Consider the following 26,443-nt stretch of genomic DNA (forward strand, 5'->3'; position numbering starts at 1 on the left):
CGGCCGCTCCCCGAGCCTGCCGCGACGGTCTCCGCCGCCGGGCGCGCTGGACTGGTTTTGTCGGTGCCAGGGCCTAGGCTGCCGCCATGCCCAAGACCAGCGCCGCGCTCCTCCTGTTCCGCCACGGCAGTGACGGGCTCGAGGTGCTGATCGCGCACATGGGCGGCCCGTTCTGGGCCCGCAAGGACGCGGGCGCCTGGTCGATCCCCAAGGGCGAGTACACCGACGAGGAGCCGCTCGCGGCCGCGCGCCGGGAGTTCGCCGAGGAGATGGGGTCGCCGCCGCCCGGTGGGGAGCCGGTCGCACTCGGCACCGTCAAGCAGTCCGGTGGCAAGTCGGTCACCACGTTCGCCGTCGAGGGCGACTTCGACCTCGCCGGGTTCCGCAGCAACACGTTCGAGCTGGAGTGGCCGCGCGGGTCCGGGCGGGTGCAGGAGTTCCCTGAGGTCGACCGCGCCGCGTGGGTCCCGGTGGCGGTCGCGCGGGAGAAGCTGGTCAAGGGGCAGGTGCCAGTGCTGGACGCCCTGGTCGAACATCTCGGGAGCAACGCGTGAAGTACCTGATCCTGATCCACAGCAACCCGGCGTCGCGGGCCGCGTGGGAGCAACTGTCCGAGGAGCAGCGGGCCAACTTCGGCCACTCGCACCTCGCCCTCAACGACGCGCTCGCCGCCGAGGGCGTGCTCGCGGGCAGCGAGGGCCTGCAGCCGGTCGACACCGCCAAGCGGGTGTCGGTCCGCGACGGGCGGACCATCACGTCGGACGGGCCGTTCGCCGAGGTCAAGGAGCACCTGGCCGGGTTCTACATCGTCGACGTCGACAGCGTCGACGAGGCGGTCGCGATCGCCGCCCGGGTCCCCGACGCCCAGTTCGGTGCGGTCGAGGTGCGCCCGGTCTACGACATGAGCCAGTTGGAATCCTGAGGCTGCGGCGTCCACTCCTGCATCTCCGCGTGACAGCCGGACACCGCGTAGCGGCGCACCCCGGCGACAACGAGCGGGTCGAGGTCCAGCGCCCGTTCCAGTTCGGCGCGCGACGTCGTGGCGAAGATGGTCAGGTTGTCCGCGGGCACTCTGCCGGGCAGCACCCAGCCCCGTTCCCGCTGGTCAAGACACCACAGCAGATGTTCACCGATCAGTACGCGGTTGGCAGGGGCGTCCCACCGGAAGTCACCCCGGTTGTGGCCCAACGCGACGTATAACCGCTCCGGATCTTCGGGACTCACACCATAGATAGTGCACCACCCCGCGCCGGGCTCGCCGGGACCTCCGGGAATACTCCAGTTCGCTGCGAGACCCCGGGGGAAGAAGATGTCCGCGCGCACCGTCCCGTTCTTCACGGCGCTGACCGTCGACGCCCTGGGCACGGGCATGTTCGTGCCCCTGTCACTGCTGTACTTCGCCCGGGTCCCGAAGATCGACCTGGCGACGGTCGGTGTGCTGCTCAGTGTCGCCGCCGCTCTGAGCCTGCCGGTGCCGGTGCTGGTCGGCCACCTCGTCGACCGGTTCGGCCCGAAGCCGGTGGTCGTCGCGGCCCACTTCGTCCAGGCCGCCGCGTTCGCGGGCTACCTCGCGGTCACCGGTCCGGTGGCGCTGCTGCTCACGGCGGTCGTGGCCACCGCGGGCCAGCGGGCGTTCTGGTCGTCGGTGTTCGCGCTGGTGGCCGACCTCGCGGAGCAGTCCGGTGGCGGGAGGCGCCCGGAGCGCTGGTTCGCGCTGGTCGGCATGGCGCAGACCGCCGGGCTCGGCGCGGGCGGGCTCCTGTCCGGGCTGCTGCTGGCCATCGGGACGGAGACCGTGTTCCGGCTCATGGCGATCGGCAACGCGGTCACGTTCCTGCTCGCCGGGCTGCTGGTCCTGCTGGTGCGCGTCGCCCACGAGCGGCCTGCCGAACGCGCGGTGGGTGGCTACCGGGTGCTGCTCGCCGACCGGCCCTACCTGGGGCTCATCGGCGTGAACACGATCTTCGCGATGTGCGCCATGTTCTTCGGGCTGGCGCTGCCGGTGTACCTGGTGGACGGGCTGTCCGCGCCCGCGTGGCTGGTCGGGCCCCTGCTCGGGGCCAACACGATCCTGCTCGCGCTCGGGCAGACCACCGCGGTCCGGGTGCTGCGGCCGATGCTGCGCACCCGCGTGATGGTGCTGGCCGGGGTGTTGTGGGCGGTGTGGGCGGCGGCGTGCGCACTCGCACCCGCGCTGCCCTTGTCGGCGCTGGTGCCGTACCTCGTGGTGGTCACGCTGTGCTTCACGGTGGCGGAGCTGGTGCACGCACCGGTGTCCATGACGCTCGCGTCCGAGGCCGCCCCCGCCGACCTGCGCGGCCGCTACCTCGCGGTGTTCCAGTACTCGTTCGCGTTCGCCACGGTCATCGCGCCCGGGTTCTTCTCGGTGCTGTTCACGATGGGCACACCGCTGCCGTTCGCGGGGCTGGCCGTGCTGGCGCTCCTCGGCGCCGCCGCCATGCTCGTGCTGGAGCGGCGGCTGCCGAGGACAGCGCTGGTCAGCTCTCCTGGATGACCGACAGGACGTTGCCCGCCGGGTCCTTGAACCAGGCGATCAGCGGCCCCTGGCCGCGGTGGATCCCCAGGTCGTCGATGTCCGGGCCCTTGTCGAACACGACGCCCTTCCCGGCCAGCTCACGGACCGCGGCCTCGATGTCGGCGACGGGGAAGTTGAGCGTCGTGTACTCGGCGGGCACGTGGTTCGGTTTCGGGTAGACGAGCGTGTCCCGGCCGCCAGCCAGGTGCAGCGTGAGCATGCCGTGCTCCTCGGACACCAGGATGCCGAGCGTCTCCTCGTAGAACCGCCTGGTCGCGGGGATGTCATCGCTGGAGAACCCGCTGAAGGCCTTCGATTCGGCGAACATGTCCCTGTTCCTCTCAATCGGCGCTGTCGGCGCTGTCACCAGGTGGTAGATGCCGAATCGGGGATTTCGACATCGCCGGTGAGAGGATGTCGGCGATGACCGAGATCGAACCACTGCTTCGGGAGCTGGCCCCGCAGGTCCTCGCCACGCTCGTGCGCCGGTACGGCGGCTTCGACACCTGCGAGGACGCGGTGCAGGAGGCGCTCATCGCGGCCGTCACGAACTGGCCGCGGGATGGTCTGCCGGACAACCCGCGCGGGTGGCTGGTCACCGTGGCGAGCCGCCGCAGGACCGAGCTGTGGCGCAACGAGACGGCCAGGCGCAGGCGTGAGGAGACCGTCGCCGCGCTCACCCCACCCGACCCGGAGCCGGTGACGGGTGTCGACGACACGCTCGCGCTGTTCTTCCTGTGCTGCCACCCGTCGCTCACGCAGGCGTCGCAGATCGCGCTGACACTGCGTGCGGTCGGCGGCCTCACCACGGCGGAGATCGCGCGGGCGTTCCTGGTGCCGGAGGCCACGATCGGCCAGCGCATCAGCAGGGCGAAGAAGACCATCAAGGACGCGGACCTGGCCCAGCCACCCACGGCGGTGGACGCGGTCCTGCAGGTCCTGTACCTGATCTTCAACGAGGGTTACACGGCGACGTCAGGCGACGCACTGAACCGGGTCGAGCTGACCACGGAAGCAATACGCCTGACCCGCCAACTGCACGGCCAGCTGCCCGACGACGGCGAGGTGGCAGGCCTGCTGGCCCTGATGCTCCTGACCGACGCCCGCCGCCCGGCCCGCACCACGCCCGACGGCGCACTGGTCCCCCTGGCGGAGCAGGACCGGACCCGGTGGGACGCGGCCCGGATAGCCGAAGGCGACGCGCTGATCACGTCGACACTGGAGAAGGCCCCGATCGGCCCGTACCAGCTGCAGGCAGCGATCGCGGCGGTGCACGACAGCGCGGAGAAGGCGGCGGAGACGGACTGGCAGGAGATCCTGGGCCTGTACGAGCTGCTGACCACGGTGTCCCCGAGCCCGATGGTCACGCTGAACAGGGTGGTGGCGCACGCGATGGTGCACGGCCCGGCCGCGGGTCTGGCAGAGCTGGAAGTGGCGGTAGGGGATCCGGCACTGGCAGACCACCACCGGGTCACGGCGGTGCGCGCCCACCTGCTGGACCTGGCAGGCGACCACGAGGCGGCCGCGGAGCAGTACCACAAGGCCGCCGCGGCGACGGAGAGCGGCCCGGAACGCCGGTACCTCCAGGAACGCGGTGACCGCATCGTGACGTCGGGCTGAGTAGTCGTACGGATCCGGGAACGGGCGGTCGTTGCTGTACTGAGGTGCATGGTTGACCACATTTCGGAGTCGCTCCCCCGATTAGCCGACGCGCTGCAGGAACTGGGCGTCCGTCTCGGCGACATCGGCACGGAACTGCACGCCCTGCAGGCAGTTCCTCCGGGCGCCCGCACCGCGTCGACACCCAGCGGCTCTCCTGTGCCCGACACTCCGACGACCGGCCCCGCGACGCCCAGCCCCCAGGGCACCAGCGCTCCGGCACCGGCGTCCGGCTCACCGGAACCCGGCACCTCAGGCCCGGCCTCCGCCACGCCCGGCTCCGCGTCCGCGGGTCCGGCGGCTCCAGCGGCGGCCTCCTCGGCACCCGGTGCCACAGCGCCCCGCACGTCGCCGTCGGCCACCCCGACCGCAGGCCCCTCGGCACCCGGCTCGCCGGCCACGGGCAGGTCCGCACCCGGCGTCGCAGCACCCGGCAGTCCGGCGCCCGCCTCGCCGACCGCGGGCCCGTCAGCTCCCGGCACGGCGCCGCACGGCGCGCCTGCCCCCGGATCGTCCGCGCCCGGTCCCTCGGCGGCGTGGCCAGGAGGCCACGGCCCCGCCGCGGCCGGTCCCGGCATGCCCGCTCCCGGCCCGTACGGCGCCGGTCCGTTCGGCGCCGGTCACGCAGGTCCGCCTCCCCCGCAGGGCTACTGGTACCGGCCGCCGCAGCCGCCGCCCGGCCCCACCCTGTGGGAGCGTCTCAGCCAGGACGGTGCGGGCAGCCGCATCCTCGCCTGGATAGGCGGCGTGGTCACCCTCGCCGGCGTGGTCCTCCTCCTCGTCCTCGCCATCCAGCGCGGTTACCTCGGGCCGCTGCCCCGGGTGCTCCTCGGCGCGGGGCTCGGGCTCGTGCTCGCCGGGATCGGTGCCGTGCTGCACCGCAGCCCGGCCGCCCGCACCGGCGCGTACGCCCTCGCCGCGACCGGGGTCGCCGTCCTCTACCTCGACGTCGTCGCCGCCGCCTCGCTCTACCACTTCCTCCCGGCCTGGGGCGGCCTGGTCGTCGGGCTCGCGGTGACCGCCGGTGGGGTCGCCGTCGCGGGGTTGTGGGGATCGCAGCTCTTCGCCGTGTTCGTCGTCGTGTGCTGTGCCGTCTCGGCGCCGATCATCACCGGCGGGTTCGACACGTTGCTGCTGAGCTTCCTGCTCGTGCTCCTGCTCGGCACGACCCCCGTCCAGCTGGCCAAGCGGTGGGCCGGGCTCCTGCTGGCCGCGGGGCTGCCGCCGGTCGTCGCGTGCGTGATCAACATCGGCATCGCGGAGCAGCTCGGCGGCGACGCGACCACCACCGCCGTGCTGGCGGGCGTGACCAGCGGGATCGTCATCCTCCTCGCGACCGCCACCGCGCTGCGCAGGCCCGGCGACGACTTCGCGCTCGTCATGCTCTGCGTCGGGCCGGTGCCGGGCATGCTCGCCCCGCTGCTGCTCCCCCGGCTCGGCGCGGCGATCCTGCCCGCGGTGGTCGGCACGCTCCTCGTCGGGGTCTGGGTGCTGGGCCGGCGCACGGCCCTCCCGCGCGCCTTCGCGCTGACGGCGGGCGGCATCGGCGCGCTCGCGTTCCTCCAGGCCACGGCGACCGCCTTCGACGACGACGCCCGTGCCATCGCGTTCCTCGCCGAGGCGACGATCGTCGCGGTCCTCGCGGTGCGGATCCGGCTCGCCGCGGCGCTGGTGCCCTCGGCCCTGTTCGGGTTCATCGGGTTCGTGCTCGCGCTGTCGTACTCCGCCCGGCCCGACGTCGTCGCCCGGCCGCCGCGATGGCTGCTCGGCACGGGTGACGCCGTCACCCTGGGACTGACCGGTGTCGTGCTCGCCGCGGCCGCGATCGTGTTGTGCTGGGCGGCTTTCCGGCTCGGGGTGTTCTCCGCCGAGGAGCACGCCCCGCACGGCTGGATCCCCGCCGGACTGATCGCGCTGTACGGGTCCACCGCGGCACTGCTGGCCGTCGGCCTGCTCGTGTCGCCGGACCGCGACGGGTTCCTGCTGGGGCACGTGTTGGTCACCGTGTCGTGGACGGTCGGTGCCCTGGTCCTGCTGCTACGCGGCATCGACTCGGTGCCGACGCGGGTCGCGGGCCTGTCGCTGGTGGTGGCCGCGCTGGCCAAGCTGGTCCTCTTCGACCTGTCCTCTTTGGACGGCATGGCCCGCGTGGCCGCGTTCCTGGTCGCCGGCCTGGTGCTGCTCGCGGCGGGTGCCCGGTACGCCAAGCTGGTGGCGGCCAGGAACCCGACACGCTGACCGCCGGACCGAGGCCGCGCGCGATCGTGCAACACCGCGTCAGACGAGAAGGGAGACGTCTCGGCAGGGCATGGGCCATGCCGACGCCATCCGGACGATCAGCGGAACGATTCAACGCTGGCGTATTGCCGCCATGGCCGGGACTGGCCACGATGATCGCCATGCTGGAAGCGTTGGGGATCACCGCGTTCGCCGAGTCCGTCTACCGCGCACTGCTCACCGACCCCGGTCGCACCGCCGCGGAACTGGCGCGGTCGGTGGACCGCTCGGAGCGGATGATCCGCAAGGCGGTGGCGGAGCTGGAGGAGCTGGGCCTGGTGACCCGGCTGCCGGGCAGGCCGGTGCGGCTGCTCGCGGCCCGCCCGGACACCGCGATCGACCTGCTGGTGGCGCGGCGGCAGCGGGAGCTGACCACGGTGCAGGCGAACGCGCGGGCACTGGCCGCGGAGATGAACGTGGCGCGCCAGCCGGACGAGCTGCTGGAGATCCTCGTCGGCCAGCGGGCGGTCGCCGACCGGTTCACCCAGCTCGTGCGCGGCTGCGAGCGGGAGCTGCTGGTGATCGACCGGCCGCCCTACGCCGCGCGGGCCACGCCGTCGGAGGAGGAGGTGACCACCCGGCTGCACGAGGACGTCGGTGTCCGCGGGCTGTACGCGCCGGAGTCGCTCGAGCTGCCGGGGGCGCTGGCCGCCGCGCGCAGGGCGGTCGAGAGCGGTGAGCTGTCGCGGGTGCACCCGAAGCTGCCGATGAAGCTCGCGATCGCGGACCGGGAGGTCGCGCTGCTGCCGCTCGTGCTGGAGGACATGGTCGAGAGCGCGCTCGTGGTGCGGAAGTGCGCGCTGCTGGACGCGCTGGTGGTGCTGTTCGACCTGCTGTGGGAGCAGGCCGCGCCGCTCGTGCCGGTCCAGGAGGCGGGCGAGCCTGCCGACCTCGGGCTGCTGACGCTGCTGGCGGCAGGCGCGAAGGACGAGACGATCGCCCGTCAGCTGGGGGTCAGCCCTCGTACGGTGACCCGGCGGGTGGCGGAGCTGCTCGACCAGCTGGGCGCGCGCACCCGGTTCCACGCCGGGGTGCTGGCCGAGCGGCACGGCCTGCTCACCGAGTAGCGGTCACCGAGTACACGGGCAGCGGCTCGACCTGGCCCGCGACCGAGTCGAGCACGTCGACATGGCTCGCGATCAGGTCACGCACGGGTTCGGGCACGGTGTGCAGGCGCTCACCGACGATCTCGCGGCAGATGGCGATCTCCCAGGCGGCGTCGTGCACACCGGTCGTGTCGACGGCCGCCGGCTCGCCGGCGTGCCAACCGGTCTCGGCGAGGATCCTCAGCAGCGCGTCGCGCGAGAACGGGGTGCGGACGTTGCCCTCGCCGCGCTCGCCGGTGGCCTCGATCATGCCCTGGACCTGCACGGCGAGCAGGTGTGCGAGCTGGCCGTGGGTGGTCGGTTCGAGGTCCCACTCGGCGAAGCACAGCCGCCGCGCCCACGGCCGCACCCGGGCGAGCGTGGCGCGCAGCTGGTCCAGCGAGGCGAAGTACCAGGAGCACTGCGACAGGACGACGTGGTCGAACGAGTCGTCGGGGAAGGTCTCGGCGAGCACGTCGAAATCGAACCGGAAGTCGATCCGCGGGCCGAGCGGCGTCCCGCCGAGGAACGCGGCCGACGCACCGAGCGAGACCGGCGCCCCGTAGTCCGGGCCCGCGAGGTCGACCGCCGTCACGTGGCCGCGCTCCCCCACCGCGTCGGCGAGGACGGCGGTCATGTCGCCCTGCCCGCAGCCCACCTCCAGCACCCGGTCACCGGGCCGCAGGTCCCACGTGTTCGCCAGTTCGGCCCGGAACCGCGTCTGCACGAGCTGGGTGGTGGGTTCGGTCACCCCGGTGGCCATGGCCGCCACCACGCTGCCGACGTCGATCGCACTCATGGTCATCACGGTAGAACCCGTGGCCAGCGGTTAACGTGGAGGTATGGCGAGCCGGATCATCGCGACCGTGTTCGACTGCCGCGACACGGAGACCCTGGCGGCGTTCTGGTGCGCCGTCCTCGACTACGAGATCACCGACCGCTGGCACGACGCCCACGGCGCGCGGTACGTGGAGGCGTCGGCCGACGGCGTGCCCATGTTGTTGTTCTACCCGGTGACCGAGCCGAAGCGGGCGAAGAACCGGGTGCACCTGGACGTGCGGGCCGCCGGGGCGCAGTACGACGAAGTGGCTCGGCTGGTGGCACTGGGCGGCAGGGTGGTCGCCGACGACCCGGCCGTGCCGTGGGTCGTCCTGCAGGACCCGGAGGGCAACGAGTTCTGCGTCCTGCCACCGGAGCGCGGCTAGCCGCCGGACGACGTGGTGGACGACCCCCGGATGGCGGCACGGAGGTACCGACCGGCCCGCCGCAACGCCGACCGCCGCGGCCCGGTCGGGAGCTGGTCGCCGGGGACGCGGATCCAGCCGTACCCCGTTGTCTCCTTGACCTGGACGGTGACCTGGCGGTACTCGTCCGGCGCGTGCTCGTCGTGCTGTTTGACCACCTCGTGGTGCACGTAGGCCGAGGTGATGACCGCCAGCGGTTTGGCGGACTGCGCCAGCGCCGACTTCAACGGCGCCGCCTCGATCAGGCGCGTGACGTGGATGAAGCCGGGGCCGTCGGGACCGACACTGTCGAACGCGATCTCGCCCACGTGCAACGCCAGTCGCAGCCTGATCACCTCGTCCGGGTGTGTCTCGTTGTGCTCGTCGAGCAGCTCGGTGAGCGCGGTCAGCAGCTCGCCGACGAAGGCGCTCTTGTTCGCGCCCGCCGCGGGGACGGCGATGAGGATTCCGTCGCCCGTGTCCCTGCGGTAGGAAGCCTGCCACGGGATCCTGGCCCGCGTGAACGCTGTCTCGACGACCGTGTGCATGCCCCGCCGGATGGCCATGCGGTTCTGCTGTGTGCGGTTGTCGGCCCCGAACTTCTCGAGGTCGAACACGCAGATCACGTAGGTGCCGTCGGGATGGTGGTCCTTGTCGGCATGGTGTTTCCCGCCGGTGTGGTGGTTCCTGTCGGCATGGTGGTTCCTGTCGGCATGGTGGTTCCTGTCGGCACGGTGTCTCCGGTCCGGCACCGGGGCCCGGGTGATGGTCGTGGTCCTGGCGACGTACTCCCACTCGGCACTCCACGACGTCACCACCACGTGCCCGCCGCCGGTGGGCAGGAACCGCCGCGTCCCACCGGGGTGGCCCGCGTTGTCGAACACCAGGAGCCACCGCCCGCCCCGCGCCCCGTCGCTCAGTTCTCGCACCACGGCGGGCACGGCGGCCTCGTCGTCGCCGTCCGCGATATCCAGGCGCTCGGCCAAAGCCACGAACCTGTCCCGGATATTCGATTTCCCCGCCGGAATCCACCAGACGAGATCGTATTCATGCGCGTAGCGGTGGGCGTACTCGACCGCGATTTGGGTTTTACCGACACCGCCCATTCCGACCAGCACCTCGGGCAGTTGCGACGTCGCGTCCGCCAGCCGCCGGTGCAACTGCACGAGCAGATCCTCGCGTCCAACGAAGTTCGGGTTTCTCGGAGGCACGTCCCCCCATATCCGTGGCAACACCCCGCGAGTCCGATCCCTGTCATCCGAACGACTTGTTCCAGACGACGTCATCTGGCCTCCAACCACGACCGAACCTGTGGGCGCGGATAGTAGCGTGGTCTGAAGATCACCCGGGCCGCGGCATCGGCGGGCCTGCTCCTGTCCATTTATTCAATGCATTTCGCTCGTCGTGGCCCAACCGTGCGCGCGGCAGAGGGAAATGTGCTGCCGACGTTCGACAGTCAATCTGCGCCGGGGATGGTGTTTGTCGCAAGCACGCGGACCGCCTCGTACGGGCCGCCTGCCGCGCGTTGGCGGGCGGCGCCGGTGCCGACGCGCAGCAACCGGCGTACGCCGTCGCGGACGAGCTGGGTCGCTTCCAGGGCTTCCAGTGCCGGGCGGACCGCGGCCAGCAGCTCGGTGACGAGGACCGTCGCCGGGGCCTGGCGTTCCAGCACCGGGTGGATACCGGGGCCCGACATGCCGTGCCGGGCCGCGGACCACAGCGCCGCGGCGCCCACCTGTTCGCCGATCACCGGGGCTTCCCGGCCGGATTCCAGGTCCGTCAGCGCCGTCCGGACCAGGGCTGCCGTCAGGGCCGCCTGTAACAGGGTGGCTTCCACGTCGATGCCGGTGTCCGCCACGCGTAGCTCCACACCGGACAGTCGCGGGGCCGGGCGGGCCAGCCACAGCGGGGACGCGTCGTCGACCAGTACGCCCTGTTCGGCCAGCCGGGACACGCGTGCCTCGTACGCGCGCACCGACGCGAAGTGCGGCGGCATCCCGGACGCGGGCAGACGCGACCGCTGGACCACCCGCCAGCTCGCGTGGCCGGTGTCCGCGCCGCCCGTGAACGGGGAGTTCACCGACAGTGCCAGCAACGTGGGCAGCCACGGGCGCAGGTGGTTCACGACCGCCACCGCGGTCTCCGGGTCCGGCACCCCGACCCGCACCTGGCAGCCGCAACCGTGGTGGTCCGCGACCACACCGGCATAGGTGGCGGCCACCGCCGCGAACCGCGAACGCGGGGCGATCGGGCCGCCCAGTGCCGACGTCCCGCTCGGCACCAGCCACACGTCCGCCGCGCGGGCGGCGGTGGTGAGCAGTGCGCGGGTGTGGGTGAGCCTGGCTGCCAGCTCGTCGAGGCCGGAACAGTCGCCGGTGTGCGCCTCCACCTGCGTGTCCGACCACTGGGCCTGCACCGTCGCGTCCTCGGCGGCCGGCCGCAGGACACGCGCGCCGTGGCAGACCTCTGATGCGGCGGGCACCGTGTGGCCGGTGGCCGGGTCGGCCAGCAACAGCTCCTCGCCGACGCTCACCGTGAGCCCGGGCGACGGAAATCCCATCCCGACCTCCCGCCGACCGTTACGCTCCTGCCCGTGATCCGCGAGGCCAGTCTGACCGACCTGCCCGTTCTTCGCGACATCGAACGCGCGGCAGGCACCCCCTTCCGGGACGTCGGCATGGCCGCGATCGCCGAGGACGAGCCACCCACCATCGACGAGCTGACCGCCTACCAGCGGGCCGGCCGGGCATGGGTGTGGGGCGATCCGCCCGTCGCGTACGTGCTCGCCGACGAGGTCGACGGGTACGCGCACATCGAGCAGGTTTCCGTCCACCCAGGACATTCGCGGCGCGGGATCGGCCGGGCGCTCGTCGACCACGTCGGCGCGTGGGCGGCGGCACGCGGGCTCGCCGGGCTCACGCTGACGACGTTCGCGGACGTGCCGTGGAACGCGCCGTACTACGCCCGCCTCGGGTTCGTGGTCGTGACCGACCTCACGCCCGGCCTCCGCGCGATCCGCGACCACGAGGTGGCGCGCGGGCTCGACTCCTGGCCGAGGGTGGCCATGCGCCGCGACGGTTGAGCCCACATCGCCCGGGTAACCCCACCGCAACCGAGCGTGGGGAGCACCGATGGCCGAGCAGAACCAGCCACCACAACAGCAAACACGGCCCGGGACCACGGGCGACATGGCGCCGGAGCCGCAGGACTCGATGTCCTCCTACGTCGGCCGTGACCTGCTCAAGCGCAAGCGCGCGCTGATCACCGGCGGCGACTCCGGCATCGGCCGGGCCGTCGCGGTCGCGTTCGCCAAGGAGGGCGCGGACGTCGCGATCGCCTACCTCTCCGAGCACGACGACGCGAAGCACACCGCCGACCTCGTGCAGGCCGAAGGCAGGCGCTGTGAGCTGATCCCGGGTGACCTCGCCGACCGCGGCCACTGCGCGAAGGTGGTCGAGCAGGCGGTGTCCGCGCTGGGCGGGCTCGACATCCTCGTCAACAACGTGGCGACGCAGGAGCAGGTCGAGTCACCGGAGGACATCACCGACGAGCAGTGGAAGCGGACGTTCGACGTGAACATCCACAGCTACTTCCGGGTCACCGCGGCCGCGCTGCCGCACCTCGGCGACGGCAGCGTCATCATCAACACCGGTTCGGTGAACGGCATGCGCGGCAACAAGGGGCTCATCGACTACTCGGCCACCAAGGGTGCCGTGCACGCGTGGACCATGGCGATGGCGCAGGCGCTGGTGGACCGGCGGATCCGGGTCAACTGCGTCGCGCCGGGTCCGGTGTGGACACCGCTGATCCCGGCCACGCTGCCCGAGGAGAAGGTCGAGAGCTTCGGTGAGCAGACCCCGTACGGGCGGGTCGCGCAGCCGGACGAGCTGGCCCCCTCGTACGTGTTCTTCGCCGCGGAGAAGCTGTCCTCGTACTACTCCGGTGAGGTCCTGGCCGCTCTCGGCGGCGAGACCCACCCGGGCTGACACGTGAAGGAGCGGACATGAAAGCCGTTACCTGGCAAGGGAAACGGGACGTGCGGGTGGAGACCGTGCCGGATCCGGAGATCCGCGAGCCGACCGACGCGATCATCAAGGTGACCACGAGCGGCCTCTGCGGGTCGGACCTGCACCTGTACGAGGTGCTCGGGTCGTTCATCGACCCCGGCGACATCCTCGGCCACGAGCCGATGGGCATCGTCGAGGAGGTCGGCCGCGAGGTCACGCACATCAAGCCCGGCGACCGGGTCGTCGTGCCGTTCAACGTGTCGTGTGGACACTGCTTCATGTGCGATCAGGGCCTGCAGTCGCAGTGCGAGACCACACAGGTCCGCGACAAGGGCAAGGGTGCCGCGTTGTTCGGGTACACCAAGCTGTACGGGCAGGTGCCGGGCGGGCAGGCCGAGTACCTGCGGGTGCCGCAGGCGCACTACGGGCCGGTCAAGGTGCCGGAGGGGCCGCCGGACGAGCGGTTCGTGTACCTGTCGGACGTGGTGCCGACGGCGTGGCAGGCGGTGAAGTACGCGGGCATCCCCGACGGCGGCAGCGTCGTCGTGTTCGGGCTCGGCCCGATCGGCCAGATGTCGTGCCGGATCGCGCGGCACCTCGGCGCCGGCCAGGTGATCGGCGTCGACCTGGTGCCGGAACGCCTCGCGCTGGCGGCGAAGTACGGCGTGCTCACGGTGGACCTGAACGAGCCGGGCGACACCGCGGCCGCGCTGCGGGACCTCACCGCCGGGCGCGGGCCGGACTCGGTGATCGACGCGGTCGGCATGGAGGCGCACGGCTCGCCGGTCGGCAAGGTGGCGCAGCAGCTGACGACGCTGCTGCCGAAGCAGATGGCGGCGAAGATGACCGAGAAGGCGGGCATCGACCGGATGGGCGCGCTGCTCGCGTCGATCGACACGGTCCGCCGCGGCGGCACGATCTCGCTGTCCGGCGTGTACGGCGGCATGGTCGACCCGATGCCGATGATGGAACTGTTCGACAAGCAGATCCAGCTGCGCATGGGCCAGGCCAACGTCCGCCGGTGGATCGACGAGATCATGCCGCTGGTGATCGACGACGCCGACCCGCTGGGCACAGAAGACCTGGCGACGCACACCCTGCCGCTGGCCGACGCGCCACACGGCTACGAGATCTTCCAGCAGAAGCAGGACGGCGCCATCAAGGTGCTGCTGAAGCCCTGACGGACGTACCAGGAGCCCGCCCCGGTGAGCAGCCGGGGCGGGCTCAGTACTGCTTGAGGATCCGGACCAGTGCGCGTTCGATGGCCGGGCGGGCCTCCGCGATCGGGACGCCGTCGGCCTTGCGCAGCGCCCGCTCGACCGTCCTGCCGTCCGCCCACGCGGCCAGCACCCTCGGGTCTACATAGGACCGCCGAGCCACCGCCGGTGTGTTGCCCAGCTGCTCGGCGACCTCCCGCATGACCGCCTTCTCCGTGCGGCGCCTGCCCGTCTCCGACGTGGGCGGCTCGTGGCCCGCGATCAGCACCGCCGCCAGGACCGTCGCGTGCCAGGTGCGGAGGTCCTTGGCCGTGAAGTCCGGCTTCGTCAGCTCCTGGAAGCGGCGGTTGATGTCCTCGGCGTGCACCTCGCCGGTGCGGTGGTGCAGGAGCCGGTCCTCGTCGGACCGGCCCCTGCGCAGCGCGGTGATCAGCCGTGCCAGCCGGTCGTCACGGATGCGCAGCTTGCGTTCGGCGCCACCCTTCGCGATGTAGCAGAAGTGGATCTCGCCGCCGTGGACGTGGACGTCGCCGCGCAGCAGCGTCGCCACTCCCCTGCTCTCCTCCGCGTACTCGTCGCCGCCGGTGCGGAAGACGCCGCGGTCCAGCATGCGCAGAGCGCCGGCCAGCACGCGTTTCTCGGTCAGGCCGCCGGTGCACAGGTCGTCGTCCACTGTGGAGCGGAACCGGGGCAGAACCGCGGCGAGGCGCAGCACGCGTTCGTGCTTCTCCTCGTCGCGTTCCTCGCGCCACTGGTCGTGGTAGAGGTACTGCCGCCGCCCGGCCGCGTCAGTGCCGACGGCCTGGAGGTGCCCGTTCGGGAAAGGGCAGATCCACACCTCCTGCCACGCGGGCGGGATGGCGAGACCGTTGACGCGCGACACCTCGTCCCGGTCGCGCAGGGGTGTGCCGTCGGCGTCGAAGTAGCGCCAGCCCCGCCCGGCCCGCTGCCTGCGCAGCCCCGGTCTCGCGGGGTCGCTGCGCCTCAGTCGTCCGGCCATTCACCGGTGACCTTGCGGTAGCCCGTCGCGCCGGCACGGTCGATGGCCGCCTTCACGACGCCGAAGATCGCGCCCTGGATGGTGGCCGCGAGCAGCACCTGGTTCCAGGTCGCCTTCTTGTCGGTCGCGTCGGGTGCCTCGTCGCCGGGCCCGAGCGCGCCCCACACCTTGTTGAACGCGGTCGTGGCCAGCACACCGCCGAGGACACCGATGAGCATGCCGATCGGCTTGTAGATGATCTTGTTGACGTTCACTGTTCCTCCTGCGGTCACGCTGGGATGGGCTGCTTGGCGAGTGCGGTAGCGACCGCGAGCAGGTTCGACGCCATCGTGGCCGCGGTCTTCTCCGACCACTCGTGGCCGTGGTCGGTGTCGGAGTAGTCGGGGCCTGGTCCCGGGCCCATGTTCCAGTACGTCCACGCCTGGCCGGGGATGGTGTAGCCGATGTCGTTCAGCGCGCCGGTGATCTCGCTGATCACGTGGTGCGCGCCGTCCTCGTTGCCGGTGACGACGACACCCGCGACGCGGTCGTACGCGACGGGCCGGTCGTCGTCGCCGGTCTCGGAGATCATCGCGTCCATCCGCTCGAGCACCCGCTGCGCCACCGACGACGGCCTGCCGAGCCACGTCGGCGACGCGACCACCAGGATCTCGGCCGCCAGCAGTTTCTCGTGGACCGCCGTCCAGTCGTCACCCATGTCGGTCTCCACGCCCGGCTCGACGCGGAGGTCGGCGACGCGGACGCTCTCGACCTCGACACCGTGCTTTCCCAGTTCGGCACCCACCACGTCGGCCAGCTTCTGCGTGTTCGAGTCCGCGGGTGACTTCTTGAGCGTGCAGTTCAGTATCAGTGCTCGCATGGCGCCCGGATACCCCGCGCTGACGGCGCCGAACCGTGTGTTTCCTGCTCGGGCACGTCGGGTAACCGGGCGGCAAGAGGAGGAGAACATGGCTGCCATACCAGAGGTACGGACGGACCACACCGAGAAGTCCACGGCCGAGCTGGTGCGCGACCTGACCGACCAGGTGGGCAGGCTCGCGCGGACCGAGGTCACGCTCGCCGTGCGTGAGATGAAGAGCAAGGCCAAGCACGCGGGTGTCGGTGCGGCGTTCGCCGGCGCGGGCGGGTTGTTCGCGTTCTACGGCGGCGCGGTGCTGGTGGCCGCGTGCGTGCTCCTGCTCGCACTGGCACTGCCCGCGTGGGCCGCCGCGCTCATCGTCGCCGCCGTGCTGTTCGCGATCGCCGGGGTCGCGGTGCTCATGGCGCGCAAGCAGCTCAAGCAGAGCGCGCCGATGCCGTCGCCCGCGATCGACAACGCGAAGGAAGACATCCACGCGGTCAAGGAGGCACGAAAGCAATGAGCACCAAGGACAACGGCCGCATGACGATGCCCGGCGAGGCACCGACCGACGACGACCTGCGCCAGGACGCGGAGCTGACGCGCCAGGAGCTGGCGGAGACGGTCAGCGCGCTCGGCGACAAGGCCGACGTGAAGGGCCGCGCGCAGCGAGTGGCGCACGAGAAGGCCGAAGAGTTGCGGGTGAAGGGCGACGAGCTCGTCGACAAGCTCCCGGACCCGGTGGCGACCAAGGTGCGCCCGGTCGTCGACGGCGCGACCCGCAGGCCCTACATCCCGATCGCGGGCCTGGTGGCCCTGTTGGTGGTGCTGCGGATCTTGCTGAAGCGCCGCCACGGCTGAGCGGCGTGCGCACCGCGGACGCGACGCGCGGTACGCACAGCTACCCGTCAGTCCTATGAGGACAGTGCCCGACGACGGCTGCGGGGGTGCCGGGCGTTACGACAGGTTCTCGCGGCGCCGTGGCCTGCCGAGCAGGCGGCGCACCGCGTCACCGAGGTGGCGGCGCAGTCGCTCGTCGTCCATCGCCATGAGCGCCGGGGAACCGCCCGCGAGCGCGACCCCGGCCAGCGCGACGTGCGCCGCGACCACGGCGCCCTCGTCCGCGTCCGGTGGCACCAGCATGGCGGGCAGCCGCGTCATCACGTTCTCCTCGCCGTGCAGCGAACGCTCGACCGCACGCGCGATCCCGGGGTCGCTGCAGAACACCGCGACGAGCATCCGGTTGCGGACGATCAGGTCCACGAGTCCGTCGATCACGTAGTCGACCTGCGCGCTGTGCCGCTTGAGCGTCGCGGCGTGGTCGAGGATCGCGGACAGTTCGCGCAGCGCGGGCTCCGCGACCGCCTCGGTGATCTCGTCTTTCGTCTTGAAGTGGTAGTACACCGCGGCCTTGGTGACGCCGAGCGCGTCGGCGATCATCTGCAACGACGTGCCCTCCACGCCGTGGACGGTGAACAACCCGAGCGCGGTGTCGAGCAACCGGGTGCGGGTGTCGCCCTTCGTGGCCGTCATCACCCCTCCTCGCTGAGAGTTCGACGGTACCTCCTCAGCTTGCCATCCGGCAAGTTGCGCACTTGCTGTTCGACAAGTCACATACTTGCCGAACGGCTTGGATCGCACTTGTCGATCGGCTAGCTTCGACCCTACACACAGGCGCGAAGCACATGGGGAGTTCCAAGGTGGCGACATTCCTGTACCGACTGGGGCGGGCTTCTTTCCGCCGCAGGTGGCTGGTCACGGGCATCTGGGCGGCGCTGCTCATCGCCGTCGGCATCGGCGCGCTCGGGTTCTCCGGGACGATGTCCAACGCGGTCTCGATCCCGGGCACCGAGTCCCAGCAGGCCATCGACCACCTCAAGAAGGCCTTCCCCGAGGCGAACGTGGGCGGCGGCACCGCACGCGTCGTGCTGCAGGCCCCCGAGGGCGAGGACTTCGCCGGTTCGCCGTCCGCCCAGGCCGAGCTGCAGAAGGTCGTCGCGGCCCTGAACGGCGCGCCGGAGGTCGTCGGCGCCACCGACCCGTTCCAGACCAAGGCGTTCTCCCGCGAGGGTGACCTCGCGCTCGTGCAGGTCAGCTACAGCAAGCAGGCCTTCGAGCTGACCGAGGGCGACCGTGAGGCGCTCATGGCGGCCGCGCACTCCTCGAGCCTCGCGGCCGAGGTCGGCGGCGACGCGACCAGGGGGTCGCCGGAGACCGGCGCGACGGAGATCCTCGGCGTCGCGGTCGCGGCCGTGGTCCTCGTGATCACCTTCGGTTCGCTGCTGGCGGCCGGGCTGCCGCTGCTGACCGCGCTGATCGGTGTGGGTGTCGGCATGAGCGGCCTGCTGGTCGTCACCGGCTTCACCGAGCTGAACGCCAACACCCCGATCCTCGCGCTGATGATCGGCCTCGCCGTCGGCATCGACTACGCGTTGTTCATCGTCTCCCGCTACCGCGGCGAACTCGCGGGCGGCGCCGACCACGAACAGGCCGCGGGCCGGGCGGTCGGCACCGCGGGCTCCGCCGTCGTCTTCGCGGGCCTCACGGTCATCGTCGCGCTCGCGGGCCTGACCGTCGTGGGCATCCCGTTCCTCGGCGAGATGGGTGTCGCGGCCGCGCTCACCGTGGTGATCGCCGTGCTCATCGCGGTGACCCTGCTGCCCGCCGTGCTCGGGTTCGCAGGCGAGAAGATCCAGGGCCGCCTGCGTGGCCTGCGGGGTGGCCCCAAGCCCGGCCGGACCGGCATGGGCGAGCGCTGGGCCCGGTTCGTCGGCCGGCACCGGGTGGCGACGCTGGTGGTGGCGCTGGCCGGGGTGGTCGTGGTCGCGATCCCGGCCGCGGACATGCAGCTCGGCCTGCCCAACGACGCCACCGCGGCGCCGGGGAGCACGCAGCGCGCGGCCTACGACCTCGTCACCGAGGGCTTCGGCCCGGGCGCCAACGGCCCGCTGATGGTCGTGGTCGACACCCAGGGCGCGGACGACCCGCAGGGCGCGATCACGGCGACCGCGCAGCGGATCACCGACCTCGGCGCACTGCCGATGCCGCCCCAGACCAAGGGCGACACGACGATCATGCAGGTCATCCCGAAGACCGGCCCGAGCGACGTGGCCACCGAGGACCTGGTCGCCGACATCCGCGCGGCCGGTGCGCGGGTGCACGACAGCACGGGCGCGGACATCGCGGTGACCGGCCAGACGGCGGCGAACATCGACGTGTCGGAGAAGCTCGCGGACGCGATGCTCCCCTACCTGGCGCTGATCGTCGGCCTCGCGTTCCTGTTGCTGATGCTGGTGTTCCGGTCGATCATCGTGCCGCTGAAGGCGACGCTGGGGTTCCTCGTGTCGGTGGCGGCGACGTTCGGCGCGGTGGTCGCGGTGTTCCAGTGGGGCTGGCTCACCGACCTGCTCGGCGTCGAGTCGACCGGGCCGATCATGAGCATGCTGCCGATCCTGCTGATCGGTGTCCTCTTCGGACTCGCGATGGACTACCAGGTGTTCCTGGTGACCCGGATGCGTGAGGACTACGTCCACGGCACGGAGGCACGGGAGGCCGTGGCGACCGGGTTCTCGCACGGCGCCCGGGTCGTGGTCGCGGCCGCGCTGATCATGACGAGCGTGTTCGCCGGCTTCGTGTTCGCCGAGGACTCGCTGATCCAGTCGATCGGCTTCGCGCTCGCGGTCGGCGTCGCGGTGGACGCGTTCGTCGTCCGCATGACGATCGTGCCCGCGCTGATGGCGATGTTCGGCAAGGCGGCGTGGTGGCTGCCGCGCTGGCTGGACAAGATCCTGCCGGACGTCGACGTCGAGGGCGCGAAGCTCCTGGAATACGGCAACGAGTCCGGCGGCGACTCCGACGAGCGCCGCGACCGGATCCCCGTCTCGGTCTAGCCCGTAGGGGCGTGGCCGTGCAAGGCACGCGCGGCGACCCAGCGAACGAATGCTAGGCGAGACTCGCGCGCAACGCGTTGACCCTGGCCAGCGCCTGACCGAAGGCACCGCTGTCGAGCGTGCCGTCGGCCAGCGCGCCGGCCAGGGCGTCTACGGCTTGGTCGCCCTGGTTCACGTCCCTGGCCGAGGCGAGGATCAGGTCGTTGCCGGCCCGCGCGGCGAGCACGGCGCGGTTGCCGGTCGAGCCGTAGCCCGACAGGGCACCCGCCTCGAGCGCGTCGGTGATCGTGACCCCCGGGAAACCGTTGCGGGACCGCAGTTCCTGGCCGATGACGGTCGGCGAGAGCCCGGCGGGGCGGTTCGGGTCGAGTGCGGTGTAGACGGCCCAGGAGAGCATCACGAGCTTGGCGCCCGCGGCGATCGCGTCGGAGTACGGCGCCTCGTCCACGTTCCGCAGCGTCGTCAGCGGCACGGACAGGGTCACCGGCTTGCTGTCGGTGTTGTCGCCCGCGTTCGCCTTGCCCAGCCCGGGGAAGTGCTTCACGGTCGCGGCGACGCCCTCGGCCTGCTGCGCGGTGAGGTACGCCGCGCCGAGGTCCCCGACGACGGACGCGGTGCTGCTGAACGACCGCTCGTACTGGTCCATCAGGTCGCCGGGCGCGTGGAACACGTCGAGCACGGGCGCGAGGTTGACGTTCATGCCGACACCAGCGAGGTTCTCCCCCGCGCCCCGCCCCGCGGCGGTCGCCGCGGCGGCGGGGTCGGCCGAGAGCCCGACGTCCTTGTGGGACAGGGCGGGTGCGCCGGGCAGACGGCGGATCAGGCCGCCCTCCTGGTCTGTCATCAGCAACAGTGCGTTCGGGTTGGGACTCTGCGCCGCGGCGGCCCGCAGCTGCTGCACCACGCCGCGGATCTGCGTGAGGCTGGAGACGTTCTCGCCGAAGAAGATCACCCCGGCGGCCTCACCGGCGCGAATGCGGGCGATGAGCGACTCCGGCGGGGTCAGGCCCGGATAGGAGTAGATGACCCGCTGCCCGGCGGCCTGCCGCGCGAAGGCCAGCGAGAGGTGGTCACCGGAGGCCTGCGCGGGCCCACCCACCGTGCTCGCGCCGACGACCACACCCAGGAGAACCGCGAGCAACCGCCGACGCCGCATGAGCCCGACCTCCCTGCACAGTGGGTAGGTCAACGATAACCCTATGTGGCAAGAAGTGGAAAGTTTCCGACATTGCCAGTTGTCAGGGAACGACCAGCACCGGCCAGTGACCAGCCCGGATGAGCTTCGTCGCGACCGAGCCCGCGAAGCGGTGGCCGGCCTTCTGCGACGCGCCGACCACCACCGTGTCGACCTGGCAGCGGTCCGCGGCGTCGCGGAGCGTGGTGTACGGGTCGCCGAAGGTCTTCAGGAAGGTGACCGGCACCGCCAGCTCCTCGGCCGCCGACCGCATCTGCTCACGCAGCTCGGCGTACAGCTTCACGATCGCGTCGTGCTCGACCGCCGCCGCCACCGCCGGGCCCAGTGCCGCCAGCGCCGAGTGGCTCGCGACGAAGGCGACGATCAGGCGGCCACCCTGACGCCGCGCCATGCCGAAGGCGAAGGCCGCCGCCCGCATGGCGGTGTCGGAGCCGTCGACCCCCACCAGGATGGCCCGCGCCGAGGGATCCCGGCGCGGGCCGAACCGTTCCACAGTGGACTCGAAGGCGTTGAGCTCGGCCGCGCTGCCGCTCATCGTCACTCACCTATCCCACGACGGAGTCCGACACCACGGTGTCGTCGTCCTTCTTCTCCAGGTCGATCGTCGAGCGCAGCGTGATGGGCTTCAGCAGCAGCGCCGCGATCACGCCGATGACGGCCACCGCCGCCGAGATCAGGAAGATGTGCGCCGTCGCGTCGCCGTACACGGTGTGCACGACCGTCTGGATCTCCGGCGGCAGCGCCTTCAGGTTCAGCGCGCTGACACCGCCGGTCGACGCCTGCCCCTCCGGCACGTGCAGTGCGGTGGCCAGGTCGGCCGTGACCCGGTTCGCGAGCACCGCGCCCAGCACCGAGACACCGATGGTGCCGCCGAGCGACCGGAAGAACGTGACCGACGCGCTCGCCGCGCCCAGGTCCCGCAACGGGACGCTGTTCTGCACGGCCAGCACCAGGTTCTGCATGGTCATGCCGACACCGATGCCGACCACCGCCATCGCGATGCCGACGATCCACAGCGACGAGTCGTGGTCGACGGTGCCCAGGCCGAGGAACCCGGCCACCAGGATGATCGCACCGGCCACGATGTAGGGCTTGACCGCGCCGGAGCGGCTGATCATCCGCCCGGAGATCGTCGAGGACACGAGGACACCGGCCATCATCGGGATGGTCAGCAGACCGGCCTCCGTCGGCGAGTACCCGCGGCCGACCTGGAAGTACTGGCCGAGGAACACCGCGCCGCCGAACATGGCCATGCCGACCGCGAGACTCGCGATGATCGCGAGCGCCGGGGTGCGCTGGACGACGATCTTGATCGGCACGACGGGTTCGCGGACCCTCGTCTCCACCAGGACGGCGAGCGCGAGGAGCACGACCCCGGCCCCGGCCATGGCCCCGGTCTGCCACGACAGCCAGTCGAACGCGTTGCCGACGAACGAGACCCAGATCAGCAGGATGCTCACACCCGCGGCGATCAGGCCCGCGCCGAGGTAGTCGACCTGCACGTTCTCGCGGCGGACGGTCTCCAGCTTCAGCGTGCGCTGCAGCACGACGAACGCGAGCGCCGCGATCGGCACGCCGACGAAGAAGCACCAGCGCCAGCCCAGCCACGAGACGTCCACGATCAGGCCGCCGAGCAGCGGGCCACCGACGGTGGCGACCGCCATGACGGCGCCGAGGTAGCCGTTGTACCGGCCGCGCTCACGCGGCGGGATGATCGCGGCGATCACGACCTGGACCAGTGCCTGCAGGCCGCCGATGCCGATGCCCTGGAACGCGCGGGCGGCGATCAGCTGCCCGGTGTCCTGGCTGAACCCGCTGATCATCGACCCGGCCACGAAGATCACGATCGCGACCTGGACCAGCGTCTTCTTGTTGAACAGGTCAGCGAGCTTGCCCCAGATGGGGGTCGTGGCCGTCGCCGTGAGCAGGGTGGCCGTGACCACCCAGGTGTACTGCGTCTGAGTGCCGTTCAGCGAACCGATGATCAGCGGCAGGGCGGTCGACACGACCGTCGAGCTGATCATGGCCACGAACAGCGCGAGCAGCAGGCCGGACAGCGACTCGAGCACCTGCCGGTGCCCCATCTGCTCCCGTGTGTCCGCCTCTGTCGCCTCGGCCGTCATGACGCCCCCTTCAAGCCTGTGGGTTAATTCTTGCTCACTGTGCAAACTTGCACAATGGGAAGTTTATTCCGTCGCTAGGCTGGCGCCATGGAGGCCCTGGAGACCACGCTCCGCACCCGCAAGAAGGCGGCGACCCGGCTGTCGCTGCACGAAGCGGCGCTGCGCCTCGCGATGGAGCGCGGACTCGACGGGGTGACGGTCGAGGACATCGCGGACGAGGTCGGCGTGTCCCGCCGGACCTTCTCCAACTACTTCGCGAACAAGGAGGACGCGGTCCTGCACGCGGACCGCGAGCGGACCAGGGCGCTGGTGGCGCTGGTCGAGGGCAGGCCTGCCGAGGAGCCGCCGTGGCAGGCACTGCGCGCGGCCGCGTCGGAGCTGTACCGCGCCCGCCAGATCCCGGACCCCGAGTGGGTGGCGCAGCTGCGGCTGCTGCGGCGGCACCCGTCGCTGCTCGCACGGCAGGCCAGCGACCAGTTCGCCCTCGAACGCGATCTCGCGGCGGTCCTGATCACCCGCGGGCACGGCCTGGACGACGAGCTGGCGAGACTCATGGCGGCGACGTTCCTCGCCGCCGTGCGGACCGGTGGCGTGCTGTGGCTGGAGTCCTCCGGCGGACAGCCGCTCCCCGACCTCGTCGACCGGCTGCTCGGCCGCTTCCAACCGCGATGATCTTCGCTACAGTTTCCAGTGTGGACCGGATCAGTGTGCCGTCGGAACTCGCCCTGCTGCTGGAGACCTGGCCCCGGCCGGACCGGGACGAGCAGGCCTTCCCGTTCGTCACCCTCGACGAGGAGGGCTTCCCGCACGTGATGCTGCTGTGCACGGCGGAGCTGCTCGCCACCCCCGCCCGCGACGCGCTGCTCGTCGCGGTCGCCAGCAGGAACGCGCGCGCGAACCTGGCCCGCACCGGCATGGCGACCCTCATCGCCGCCGACGGCATCGCCGCGCACTACACGAAGCTGCGCGTGCACGACACCGAGGAACACGACCGCTTCACGCTGTACTCCTGCCACATCGCCCACTACAAGCGCGACACGCTCGGCATCCCGTTGCGCCCCATGGACTTCCACGCCACCAAGGAGATCGCCGAGTCCGAACGGTGGGCGGCCACCCGCGCCGCACTGGCCCACCGCTGCGAGACCCTGTAGTGGAGCTGCCCGCCGACCTCCCACTCGAACACCGCAGCGCGAGCCACCAACCACGCGCACTTCGCACCATACGCTGGGACGCGACCAACACTGTGACATGCGGGGAGGCGGGCAAGCCTTGATGACTGACGTGCGCGTGGCCCACACCGCCGACCTCTCCGCCGCCGACCTCGCGGCGGTCCGGGACCTGCTGGTCGCCGCGTTCGACGGCGACTACTCCGACGAGGACTGGGACCACACCATCGGTGGCGTGCACGCCCTCGCGTGGTCCGGCGACGTGCTCGTCGGGCACGCCGCGGTGGTGCAGCGGCGGTTCCTGTACCAGGGCCGCGCCCTGCGCACGGGGTACGTCGAGGGCGTCGCGGTCCACGCGGGCCACCGCCGCCTCGGTCTCGGGGCCGCGGTGATGGCACCGGTGGAACGGGTCATCCGCGCCGCCTACGACCTGGGCGCGCTCAGCTCCAGCGAGCTCGGCATCCCGTTCTACGAGGCCCGCGGCTGGCAGCGCTGGCAGGGCCCGACGTCGGCCCTCACCCCCGACGGCACCGAGCGCACCGCGGACGACGACGGCGGTGTCTACGTCCTCCCGGTGACCCCGGTCGACCTCGGCCACCCCATCACGTGCGACTGGCGCGACGGCGACGTCTGGTAGCGCACGTACCGGTCGACGCGATCGCGTGGGTGTGCCTCGCCGTGCGTCCCGTCGTGCGACTGGGGAAGGTGGACGGATGAACGCGGACACAGGACTGCTCAGCCCGGTGTGGCCGGGCACCGGGATGGACACGCTCCTCGCCGACGAGGCGTGGGTCTCCGCGATGCTCGAGTTCGAGGTCGCCCTGGCCCGCACGCAGGCCCGCCTCGGCGTGATCCCGTCCTCGGCGGTGGAGCCCATCGAGGCGGCCGCGCGCGCCGCCATCGACGTCGCGGACCTGGCCGTGCGGGCGCGCGGGTCGGCGAACCCGGTGGTGGAACTGGTGCGGGAGCTGACGGCCGCGGTGGCCGACCCCGAGGCGGCCGAGTACGTGCACCGCGGCAGCACCAGCCAGGACGTGTTCGACTCGGCGGCCATGCTGCTCGCCGCCCGCGCGCTGCGTGCCACCGACGCCGACCTGATCCGCGTTGCCGACGCGCTCGCCGGTCTCGCCGACGAGCACCGGCACACGCCGATGGCCGGCCGCACCCTCACCCAGCAGGCCGTGCCGACCACGTTCGGGCTGAAGGCGGCCGGCTGGCTGACGCTCGTGCTCGACGCGCGGGACCGGCTGCGGCAGGTCCTGCCCACCTTGCCGGTGCAGCTCGGTGGCGCGGCGGGCACGCTCGCCGCGTACCTCGAGTACGCGCGCGCCGCCGGGGTGCCCGCCGAGGGCCACGCCGCCAAGCTGACCGAGGGTGTGGCGGCGGAGCTGGGGTTGCGGGCGCCCGCGGCGCCGTGGCACACGCAGCGCATGCCGATCGTGGACCTCGGGTGGGTCGTGGTCGCGGTGACCGGTGCGCTGGGCAAGGTCGCGGTGGACGTGCTGGGCGCGACGCGCACCGAGGTCGGCGAGGTGGTCGAGCCCGCCGGTGAGAAGAGCGGGCTGTCCTCGGCGATGCCGCAGAAGCGCAACCCGGTGCTGGCGACGCTGCTCGTGTCGGCGGCGCGCCAGGCACCCGGGTACGCGCAGATGCTGGGGCAGGCGATGCTGTCGGAGGACGAGCGGTCGGCGGGCGGGTGGCAGGCGGAGTGGCAGCCGCTGCGGGAGGCGCTGCGGCTCGCGGGCGGCGCCGCGCACACGGCGGCCGAGCTGGTGTCCGGGCTGCGGGTGGTGCCGGAGCGGATGGCGGCGAACCTGTCGTCGGGCGGCGGCACGATCGTGGCGGAACGGCTGAACGTCGCGCTCGCACCGGTACTCGGGAAGGCGACCGCGAAGGCGCTGCTCGGCCGGATCGCCGGACAGGCGGCCGCGGGTGCGGGCCGGTTCGACGACCTGCTGCGGAACGCGCCGGAACTGGCGTCGCTGGGTGACCGGCTACCGGAGCTGCTGGCGCCGGAGAACTACCTCGGCGCGGCGGACGAGCTGATCGACTGTGTGCTGTCGCGTCGCTTAACCAGTTAAGTCACACTATGATCATCAGCGCAACCACCAGGCGATACTCCCCTATCCAAATACTTAACCGGATCAGTCGATGCTTGACGACGACCGATTGGTTGAACCACCCTGGTGGACGACCGCCACCCCTGCCCGCGGTCCGGGAAGGACAC

29 protein-coding genes are annotated in these 26,443 nt (G+C 71.7%); 17 read left to right on the top strand and 12 right to left on the bottom strand.

Annotation, left to right across the window (positions count from 1 at the left end; translation table 11 throughout):
• Positions 1 to 86: 86 nt before the first annotated feature.
• Positions 87 to 554 carry an NUDIX hydrolase gene (locus FHR82_RS06955; protein ID WP_184809468.1) on the top strand — a complete coding sequence of 156 codons (468 nt, stop codon included), beginning with the start codon at positions 87 to 89 and terminating at the stop codon, positions 552 to 554.
• Positions 551 to 922: a YciI family protein gene (locus FHR82_RS06960; protein ID WP_184809469.1), complete on the top strand. Its 372-nt coding sequence runs from the start codon at positions 551 to 553 to the stop codon at positions 920 to 922. The genes FHR82_RS06955 and FHR82_RS06960 overlap by 4 nt, the downstream gene beginning before the upstream one ends.
• On the opposite strand, the gene FHR82_RS06965 is transcribed toward FHR82_RS06960, so the two are convergent.
• A complete protein-coding gene (locus tag FHR82_RS06965; RefSeq protein ID WP_184809470.1) occupies positions 895 to 1,224 on the bottom strand; it encodes a YciI family protein in 330 nt (109 codons plus the stop codon). The genes FHR82_RS06960 and FHR82_RS06965 overlap by 28 nt on opposite strands.
• Before the next feature lie 85 nt (positions 1,225 to 1,309).
• On the opposite strand from FHR82_RS06965, the gene FHR82_RS06970 reads away from it, so the two are divergent.
• Positions 1,310 to 2,515: an MFS transporter gene (locus FHR82_RS06970; protein ID WP_184809471.1), complete on the top strand. Its 1,206-nt coding sequence runs from the start codon at positions 1,310 to 1,312 to the stop codon at positions 2,513 to 2,515.
• Here FHR82_RS06970 and FHR82_RS06975 read toward each other — a convergent pair.
• Entirely contained in the window at positions 2,499 to 2,864 is a 366-nt protein-coding gene (locus FHR82_RS06975; protein WP_184809472.1) for a VOC family protein, read from the bottom strand. The genes FHR82_RS06970 and FHR82_RS06975 overlap by 17 nt on opposite strands.
• Positions 2,865 to 2,959: 95 nt before the next feature.
• Here FHR82_RS06975 and FHR82_RS06980 point away from each other — a divergent pair, with 95 nt between their 5' ends.
• The 3 genes from FHR82_RS06980 to FHR82_RS06990 all read left to right on the top strand — a co-directional run bounded on the left by FHR82_RS06980 (position 2,960) and on the right by FHR82_RS06990 (position 7,539).
• A complete protein-coding gene (locus FHR82_RS06980) occupies positions 2,960 to 4,156 on the top strand; it encodes an RNA polymerase sigma factor (RefSeq protein ID WP_184809473.1) in 1,197 nt (398 codons plus the stop codon).
• Positions 4,157 to 4,204: 48 nt separating this feature from the next.
• Positions 4,205 to 6,433 (top strand): DUF2339 domain-containing protein, encoded by a 2,229-nt coding sequence (locus FHR82_RS06985; protein WP_184809474.1) that lies wholly within the window; start codon positions 4,205 to 4,207, stop codon positions 6,431 to 6,433.
• Between the two features lie 161 nt (positions 6,434 to 6,594).
• Positions 6,595 to 7,539 carry a helix-turn-helix domain-containing protein gene (locus FHR82_RS06990; protein WP_184809475.1) on the top strand — a complete coding sequence of 315 codons (945 nt, stop codon included), beginning with the start codon at positions 6,595 to 6,597 and terminating at the stop codon, positions 7,537 to 7,539.
• Here the strand turns inward: FHR82_RS06990 and FHR82_RS06995 are convergent.
• On the bottom strand, positions 7,529 to 8,356 hold the full coding sequence (locus tag FHR82_RS06995; protein ID WP_184809476.1) for a class I SAM-dependent methyltransferase: 828 nt from the start codon (positions 8,354 to 8,356) through the stop codon (positions 7,529 to 7,531). The two genes, FHR82_RS06990 and FHR82_RS06995, sit on opposite strands and share 11 nt — an antisense overlap.
• A 43-nt stretch (positions 8,357 to 8,399) precedes the next feature.
• On the opposite strand from FHR82_RS06995, the gene FHR82_RS07000 reads away from it, so the two are divergent.
• On the top strand, positions 8,400 to 8,762 hold the full coding sequence (locus tag FHR82_RS07000; protein WP_184809477.1) for a VOC family protein: 363 nt from the start codon (positions 8,400 to 8,402) through the stop codon (positions 8,760 to 8,762).
• Here FHR82_RS07000 and FHR82_RS07005 read toward each other — a convergent pair.
• Together FHR82_RS07005 and FHR82_RS07010 are read right to left on the bottom strand one after the other, a co-directional pair.
• The gene (locus FHR82_RS07005) at positions 8,759 to 9,946 is read right to left on the bottom strand and encodes an NB-ARC domain-containing protein (RefSeq protein ID WP_184809478.1); all 1,188 of its coding nucleotides are present in this window, start codon (positions 9,944 to 9,946) and stop codon (positions 8,759 to 8,761) included. The two genes, FHR82_RS07000 and FHR82_RS07005, sit on opposite strands and share 4 nt — an antisense overlap.
• A gap of 290 nt (positions 9,947 to 10,236) precedes the next feature.
• Positions 10,237 to 11,340 (bottom strand): carboxylate-amine ligase, encoded by a 1,104-nt coding sequence (locus FHR82_RS07010; RefSeq protein ID WP_184809479.1) that lies wholly within the window; start codon positions 11,338 to 11,340, stop codon positions 10,237 to 10,239.
• A gap of 33 nt (positions 11,341 to 11,373) precedes the next feature.
• Between FHR82_RS07010 and FHR82_RS07015 the strand changes: the two genes are divergently transcribed.
• Genes FHR82_RS07015 through FHR82_RS07025 form a run of 3 tightly spaced genes read left to right on the top strand, consistent with a single transcriptional unit; the run spans position 11,374 to position 13,968 of the window.
• Entirely contained in the window at positions 11,374 to 11,862 is a 489-nt protein-coding gene (locus FHR82_RS07015; protein ID WP_184809480.1) for a GNAT family N-acetyltransferase, read from the top strand.
• A gap of 49 nt (positions 11,863 to 11,911) precedes the next feature.
• The gene (locus tag FHR82_RS07020; protein ID WP_184809481.1) at positions 11,912 to 12,766 is read left to right on the top strand and encodes an SDR family oxidoreductase; all 855 of its coding nucleotides are present in this window, start codon (positions 11,912 to 11,914) and stop codon (positions 12,764 to 12,766) included.
• Positions 12,767 to 12,783: 17 nt separating this feature from the next.
• Positions 12,784 to 13,968: a zinc-dependent alcohol dehydrogenase gene (locus tag FHR82_RS07025; protein ID WP_184809482.1), complete on the top strand. Its 1,185-nt coding sequence runs from the start codon at positions 12,784 to 12,786 to the stop codon at positions 13,966 to 13,968.
• 43 nt (positions 13,969 to 14,011) lie between these two features.
• Here the strand turns inward: FHR82_RS07025 and FHR82_RS07030 are convergent, their stop codons facing one another.
• Genes FHR82_RS07030 through FHR82_RS07040 form a run of 3 tightly spaced genes read right to left on the bottom strand, consistent with a single transcriptional unit; the run spans position 14,012 to position 15,863 of the window.
• A complete protein-coding gene (locus FHR82_RS07030; protein ID WP_184809483.1) occupies positions 14,012 to 15,004 on the bottom strand; it encodes a DNA topoisomerase IB in 993 nt (330 codons plus the stop codon).
• Positions 14,989 to 15,258, bottom strand: coding sequence for a DUF4235 domain-containing protein (locus FHR82_RS07035; protein ID WP_311770935.1), 270 nt, complete (start codon positions 15,256 to 15,258; stop codon positions 14,989 to 14,991). The genes FHR82_RS07030 and FHR82_RS07035 overlap by 16 nt, the downstream gene beginning before the upstream one ends.
• Positions 15,259 to 15,272: 14 nt before the next feature.
• Entirely contained in the window at positions 15,273 to 15,863 is a 591-nt protein-coding gene (locus FHR82_RS07040) for a flavodoxin family protein (RefSeq protein WP_184809484.1), read from the bottom strand.
• Between the two features lie 88 nt (positions 15,864 to 15,951).
• Between FHR82_RS07040 and FHR82_RS07045 the strand changes: the two genes are divergently transcribed.
• On the top strand, positions 15,952 to 16,365 hold the full coding sequence (locus FHR82_RS07045) for a phage holin family protein (RefSeq protein WP_184809485.1): 414 nt from the start codon (positions 15,952 to 15,954) through the stop codon (positions 16,363 to 16,365).
• Positions 16,362 to 16,703 carry a DUF3618 domain-containing protein gene (locus tag FHR82_RS07050; protein ID WP_184809486.1) on the top strand — a complete coding sequence of 114 codons (342 nt, stop codon included), beginning with the start codon at positions 16,362 to 16,364 and terminating at the stop codon, positions 16,701 to 16,703. Before FHR82_RS07045 ends, FHR82_RS07050 begins: the two co-directional genes overlap by 4 nt.
• A gap of 96 nt (positions 16,704 to 16,799) precedes the next feature.
• On the opposite strand, the gene FHR82_RS07055 is transcribed toward FHR82_RS07050, so the two are convergent.
• Complete coding sequence (locus FHR82_RS07055) at positions 16,800 to 17,375, bottom strand: TetR/AcrR family transcriptional regulator (RefSeq protein ID WP_184809487.1); 576 nt, start codon at positions 17,373 to 17,375, stop codon at positions 16,800 to 16,802.
• 167 nt (positions 17,376 to 17,542) lie between these two features.
• On the opposite strand from FHR82_RS07055, the gene FHR82_RS07060 reads away from it, so the two are divergent.
• Positions 17,543 to 19,732 carry an MMPL family transporter gene (locus tag FHR82_RS07060; protein WP_184809488.1) on the top strand — a complete coding sequence of 730 codons (2,190 nt, stop codon included), beginning with the start codon at positions 17,543 to 17,545 and terminating at the stop codon, positions 19,730 to 19,732.
• A 52-nt stretch (positions 19,733 to 19,784) separates the two neighbouring features.
• Here FHR82_RS07060 and FHR82_RS07065 read toward each other — a convergent pair whose 3' ends face one another.
• The 3 genes from FHR82_RS07065 to FHR82_RS07075 all read right to left on the bottom strand — a co-directional run bounded on the left by FHR82_RS07065 (position 19,785) and on the right by FHR82_RS07075 (position 23,050).
• A complete protein-coding gene (locus FHR82_RS07065; protein WP_184809489.1) occupies positions 19,785 to 20,888 on the bottom strand; it encodes a glycoside hydrolase family 3 N-terminal domain-containing protein in 1,104 nt (367 codons plus the stop codon).
• An 82-nt stretch (positions 20,889 to 20,970) separates the two neighbouring features.
• Positions 20,971 to 21,462, bottom strand: coding sequence for a universal stress protein (locus FHR82_RS07070; protein WP_184809490.1), 492 nt, complete (start codon positions 21,460 to 21,462; stop codon positions 20,971 to 20,973).
• Between the two features lie 10 nt (positions 21,463 to 21,472).
• The gene (locus tag FHR82_RS07075; RefSeq protein WP_184809491.1) at positions 21,473 to 23,050 is read right to left on the bottom strand and encodes an MDR family MFS transporter; all 1,578 of its coding nucleotides are present in this window, start codon (positions 23,048 to 23,050) and stop codon (positions 21,473 to 21,475) included.
• An 87-nt stretch (positions 23,051 to 23,137) separates the two neighbouring features.
• Between FHR82_RS07075 and FHR82_RS07080 the strand changes: the two genes are divergently transcribed.
• The 4 genes from FHR82_RS07080 to pcaB all read left to right on the top strand — a co-directional run bounded on the left by FHR82_RS07080 (position 23,138) and on the right by pcaB (position 26,297).
• On the top strand, positions 23,138 to 23,722 hold the full coding sequence (locus tag FHR82_RS07080) for a TetR/AcrR family transcriptional regulator (protein WP_184809492.1): 585 nt from the start codon (positions 23,138 to 23,140) through the stop codon (positions 23,720 to 23,722).
• A 20-nt stretch (positions 23,723 to 23,742) separates the two neighbouring features.
• Positions 23,743 to 24,201: a hypothetical protein gene (locus FHR82_RS07085; RefSeq protein ID WP_184809493.1), complete on the top strand. Its 459-nt coding sequence runs from the start codon at positions 23,743 to 23,745 to the stop codon at positions 24,199 to 24,201.
• Positions 24,202 to 24,322: 121 nt separating this feature from the next.
• The gene (locus tag FHR82_RS07090) at positions 24,323 to 24,853 is read left to right on the top strand and encodes a GNAT family N-acetyltransferase (protein ID WP_184809494.1); all 531 of its coding nucleotides are present in this window, start codon (positions 24,323 to 24,325) and stop codon (positions 24,851 to 24,853) included.
• A 76-nt stretch (positions 24,854 to 24,929) separates the two neighbouring features.
• Complete coding sequence (gene pcaB, locus FHR82_RS07095; RefSeq protein WP_184809495.1) at positions 24,930 to 26,297, top strand: 3-carboxy-cis,cis-muconate cycloisomerase; 1,368 nt, start codon at positions 24,930 to 24,932, stop codon at positions 26,295 to 26,297.
• The last annotated feature ends 146 nt before the right edge of the window (positions 26,298 to 26,443 follow it).

This window comes from Actinophytocola algeriensis, from assembly GCF_014203735.1.
GTDB classification, from domain to species: Bacteria; Actinomycetota; Actinomycetes; order Mycobacteriales; family Pseudonocardiaceae; genus Actinophytocola; species Actinophytocola algeriensis.